This is a genomic window from Vibrio sp. 10N.222.46.A1, from assembly GCF_041473595.1.
Lineage (GTDB): Bacteria > Pseudomonadota > Gammaproteobacteria > Enterobacterales > Vibrionaceae > Vibrio > Vibrio tasmaniensis_A.
Genome location: NZ_JBFRSN010000403.1, coordinates 1 through 3,671, shown reverse-complemented (window position 1 = coordinate 3,671; position 3,671 = coordinate 1). Strand labels below are relative to the sequence as shown.

The window sequence follows — 3,671 nt, the reverse complement described above, 5'->3', positions numbered from 1 at the left end:
GCTTTAGTCACAGTGAATGATAATTTGTACACTTAGCGAGTTCGATAACAGAATTTATGAGGCAACCCGTGGATAACTTTCAACATACTTTGCAGGCATTGCAACAAGGTGAAGTCATTGCTTACCCGACTGAAGGCGTTTTTGGGGTCGGTTGTGATCCCGATAATCCACAAGCCATTAAGAAATTGCTCGATTTAAAACAGCGGCCGATGGAGAAAGGGTTGATCCTAATTGCAGCGAGTTACGAGCAGTTGCTGCCCTATATTGATGAAAGCCAGTTGACGGAAGCGCAGTTGGCAACAGTGAAAGCGACATGGCCGGGACCAGTGACTTGGATAATGCCAACCAGCAGTAAAGTAACTGACTGGGTCAGTGGCCAATTTGAATCCATCGCGGTGCGAGTGACGGATCACCCTTTAGTTCAAAGAATGTGTAATGAATTCGGTAAGCCGTTAACCTCGACCAGTGCTAACCTGACAGGTGAATCGCCTTGTATGACGACTGAAGAAGTTCAACAGCAACTGGGTCAACATTTGGTGGCTATTTTAGAAGGTCAAACGGGTGGTCGTGAGAAGCCAAGCGAAATTAGAGATGCAAAAACGTCGAAAATATTAAGACAGGGTTAAACCCTGCAGAGGAAGAAAGATGTCAGCAATTGATAAAGAAGCAGTAAAACAGTTTTTACTGAGCCTACAAGATTCGATTTGCCAACAGCTTGAGCAAGCTGATGGCGCAGCACTGTTTGAAGAAGATGCATGGGAACGTGAACCTGGCGAACGCCTTGGTGGCGGTGGTCGAACTCGTGTGATGACCAATGGTGCGGTATTTGAGCAAGGTGGGGTTAATTTCTCTCACGTAGCGGGTAAGGCAATGCCTGCCTCAGCCACGGCTCATCGCCCTGAATTAGCTGGACGCAAGTTTGAGGCAATGGGTGTCTCATTAGTTATCCACCCTAAAAACCCATACATCCCAACCTCACACGCCAACGTACGCTTCTTTATTGCTGAAAAGGAAGGGGAAGACCCTATCTGGTGGTTCGGTGGTGGTTTTGATTTAACGCCATTTTATCCTTTCGATGAAGACTGCCAATCTTGGCATCAAACCGCTAAAGATCTTTGTGCGCCGTTTGGTGATGATGTTTATCAAGAGCATAAAGAGTGGTGTGATAAATACTTCTATCTGCCTCACCGAGACGAAACACGCGGTGTGGGTGGTTTGTTCTTTGATGACTTAAATGAGTGGGGCTTCGATAAGAGCTTTGCTTACATGCAGGCGGTCGGTGAAGGCTTTGCTGCGGCGTACTTACCAATTGTAGAACGACGCAAAGAGACACCTTATGGCGAACGTGAGCGTGACTTCCAACTATACCGTCGTGGCCGCTATGTTGAATTTAACCTAGTGTATGACCGTGGCACCTTATTTGGTCTACAAAGCGGTGGTCGCACAGAGTCTATATTAATGTCGATGCCGCCATTGGCTCGTTGGGAATACCGCTACGAACCACAAGCGGGTTCACCAGAAGCTCGGCTTTATAGCGACTACCTAAAGCCTCGAGTTTGGTAGTTCTTCCTTCCTTATAGGGATAGTGATAGGGTCATCTATATAGATGACCCTTTTTTATTTCTGTTAGGTAAGGATATGACACAGCAAGTAGATCGTTATGCCGTTTTCGGTAACCCTATTGGGCAAAGCAAATCGCCATTCATTCACACATTATTTGCTCGCCAAACCAGCCAACAACTTACCTATACAGCACTCCAGCCAGAACAAGGTGAATTCATCACTGCTGCTCAAGCATTTTTTAGTGAAGGTGGGAGAGGGTGTAATGTCACTGCGCCATTTAAAGAAGATGCTTATCAGTTCGCTAATCGCCTGACTGAGAGAGCTGAACTAGCAGGTGCCGTAAACACACTTAAGAAGCTAGATGATGGAGAGATCATTGGTGATAACACCGATGGTGAAGGCTTAGTTCAAGACCTTCTTCAACATCAAGTTGCGTTAAAAGGAGCTCGCGTTCTTCTTCTTGGCGCTGGTGGTGCTGCGAGAGGAGTGATTCAACCTCTTCTCGATCAAAAGCCACAACAGCTGGTGGTCGCTAATCGAACCTGCTCCAAGGCTGAACTTCTGGCTGAGATGTTTTCGTCGCATGGAAATATCAAAGGTATAGGGTTAAGTGATGTTAATGAAGGTTTTGATGTCATTATTAACTCGACCTCATCTGGTCTAAGTGGGCAGCTTCCTGAAGTGTCTGATGCTATTTTCAATTCTACTAGCGCCGTTTATGACATGGTTTATGGATCGGGAACCACAGTATTTAATCAATGGGCATTAGATAATGGTGTTCATGCTGCTTATGATGGTTTGGGTATGTTGGTGGGGCAGGCAGCAGAAAGCTTTATGCTTTGGCGTGGTCTTCGTCCGGGAACAAAACAGATTTTAAGAGAATTACGTAAAAACCTAGAGATGTAATGAGGTGTTTATAAAAAATGAATCAATCAATTCTATTTTCTGATATCCAAGATTGGGATGAAGAGAATCAATCAATCACCTTCCCAGCACAGCAGTCGGGTGCACTGATTGAGTGTGTAATGTCTATTGAAGAGTTGTCTCGATTGGCAGGCAAAGATATAGAAGAAGGCGATCAAGCTTTAGTTATCTTTTCAGAGTTACGTTTCGATATTGAAGAGCTAGCTGAAGAGTTAATAGAAGAAGAGGAGTATGACTCCTCTAATCGGATCCAAATCAAAGCGCTTTAGACTGGAAGTACAGAGTCTAGATAGTCGTTTTTATTCTGAACATAGTTGTCAGCTGACTTCTGTAAAAAAGCACGCTCTTTATCGTTTAATGGGCGTGCTTGTTTTACCGGGCTTCCTACATAGAGATAACCGCTTTCAAGTACCTTGTTCGGTGGCACTAAGCTACCAGCACCAACCATCACTTCTTCTTTAATAATCACGCCATCAAGCACAATAGCTCCCATACCCACAAGTACACGATCTTCAATCGTGCAGCCATGCAGCATTACTTTATGACCGATAGTGACATCATTGCCTATTAATAGAGGGTAACCCTCAGGGTTTTCTGCATTCTTATGGGTGACGTGCAAGACACTACCATCTTGGATATTCGTTCTCTCTCCAATATGAATGTGGTTCACATCCCCTCGAGCTGCAACCAAAGGCCACACGCTAGAGTCATTACCGATTTTGATATCACCAACCAGTACCGAACTTGTATCTATATAGACACCTTGCCCTATCTGAGGGGATATTCCTTTATAACTGCGTATTGAACTCATAAATCCTCCTTTATATAGGCACCTTAAGCCGTTAATTAAGGGGAATACTAGTGAAAATGGGGTGTTTTGAACAAAAAACGCTCGAACAATCAAAAAAGTAAGAAAAACTTCAAAAAGGGCTTGCCAGTGTGATCGAAATCTCTATAATGCCACCTCGCTGACACGGGATGGCTTCGTAAGAAACCAAAACGAATCAGCAGGTCAAATTAGCCAAGCTAAGCGCTTGAAAAAAGTTTTGAAAATAGTGGTTGACACTAAAACTTAAATCGCTAAAATGGCCGTCCGATTTGAGCGAAGCTCAAAAAGGAAAAGCTCTTTAACAATTTAAACCTATCAATCTGTGTGGGCACTCGTTGATGAATATCAAAACGTT

General features: G+C 44.1%; 5 protein-coding genes. 4 read left to right on the top strand and 1 reads right to left on the bottom strand.

Features of this window, described 5'->3' with window-relative positions; all coding sequences use genetic code 11:
* Positions 1–68 precede the first annotated feature (68 nt).
* The 4 genes from AB4496_RS12670 to AB4496_RS12655 all read left to right on the top strand — a co-directional run bounded on the left by AB4496_RS12670 (position 69) and on the right by AB4496_RS12655 (position 2,756).
* Complete coding sequence (locus tag AB4496_RS12670; RefSeq protein WP_009848092.1) at positions 69–626, top strand: L-threonylcarbamoyladenylate synthase; 558 nt, start codon at positions 69–71, stop codon at positions 624–626.
* 19 nt (positions 627–645) lie between these two features.
* Positions 646–1,563, top strand: a complete 918-nt coding sequence (gene hemF / locus AB4496_RS12665) for an oxygen-dependent coproporphyrinogen oxidase (RefSeq protein WP_009848091.1) — start codon at positions 646–648, stop codon at positions 1,561–1,563.
* Between the two features lie 75 nt (positions 1,564–1,638).
* Positions 1,639–2,469 (top strand): shikimate dehydrogenase, encoded by an 831-nt coding sequence (gene aroE, locus AB4496_RS12660; RefSeq protein ID WP_065676887.1) that lies wholly within the window; start codon positions 1,639–1,641, stop codon positions 2,467–2,469.
* 17 nt (positions 2,470–2,486) lie between these two features.
* Positions 2,487–2,756, top strand: a complete 270-nt coding sequence (locus AB4496_RS12655; RefSeq protein WP_065676886.1) for a DUF1488 domain-containing protein — start codon at positions 2,487–2,489, stop codon at positions 2,754–2,756.
* Here AB4496_RS12655 and AB4496_RS12650 read toward each other — a convergent pair.
* A complete protein-coding gene (locus tag AB4496_RS12650) occupies positions 2,753–3,298 on the bottom strand; it encodes a gamma carbonic anhydrase family protein (RefSeq protein WP_009848088.1) in 546 nt (181 codons plus the stop codon). The two genes, AB4496_RS12655 and AB4496_RS12650, sit on opposite strands and share 4 nt — an antisense overlap.
* Positions 3,299–3,671: the final 373 nt, after the last annotated feature.

Bases quoted from the DNA above. Each gene is read 5' to 3' on its own strand.
- hemF (WP_009848091.1), top strand. From the start codon at position 646: ATGTCAGCAATTGATAAAGAAGCAGTAAAACAGTTTTTACTGAGCCTA.
- aroE (WP_065676887.1), top strand. From the start codon at position 1,639: ATGACACAGCAAGTAGATCGTTATGCCGTTTTCGGTAACCCTATTGGG.
- AB4496_RS12655 (WP_065676886.1), top strand. From the start codon at position 2,487: ATGAATCAATCAATTCTATTTTCTGATATCCAAGATTGGGATGAAGAG.
- AB4496_RS12650 (WP_009848088.1), bottom strand. From the start codon at position 3,298: ATGAGTTCAATACGCAGTTATAAAGGAATATCCCCTCAGATAGGGCAA.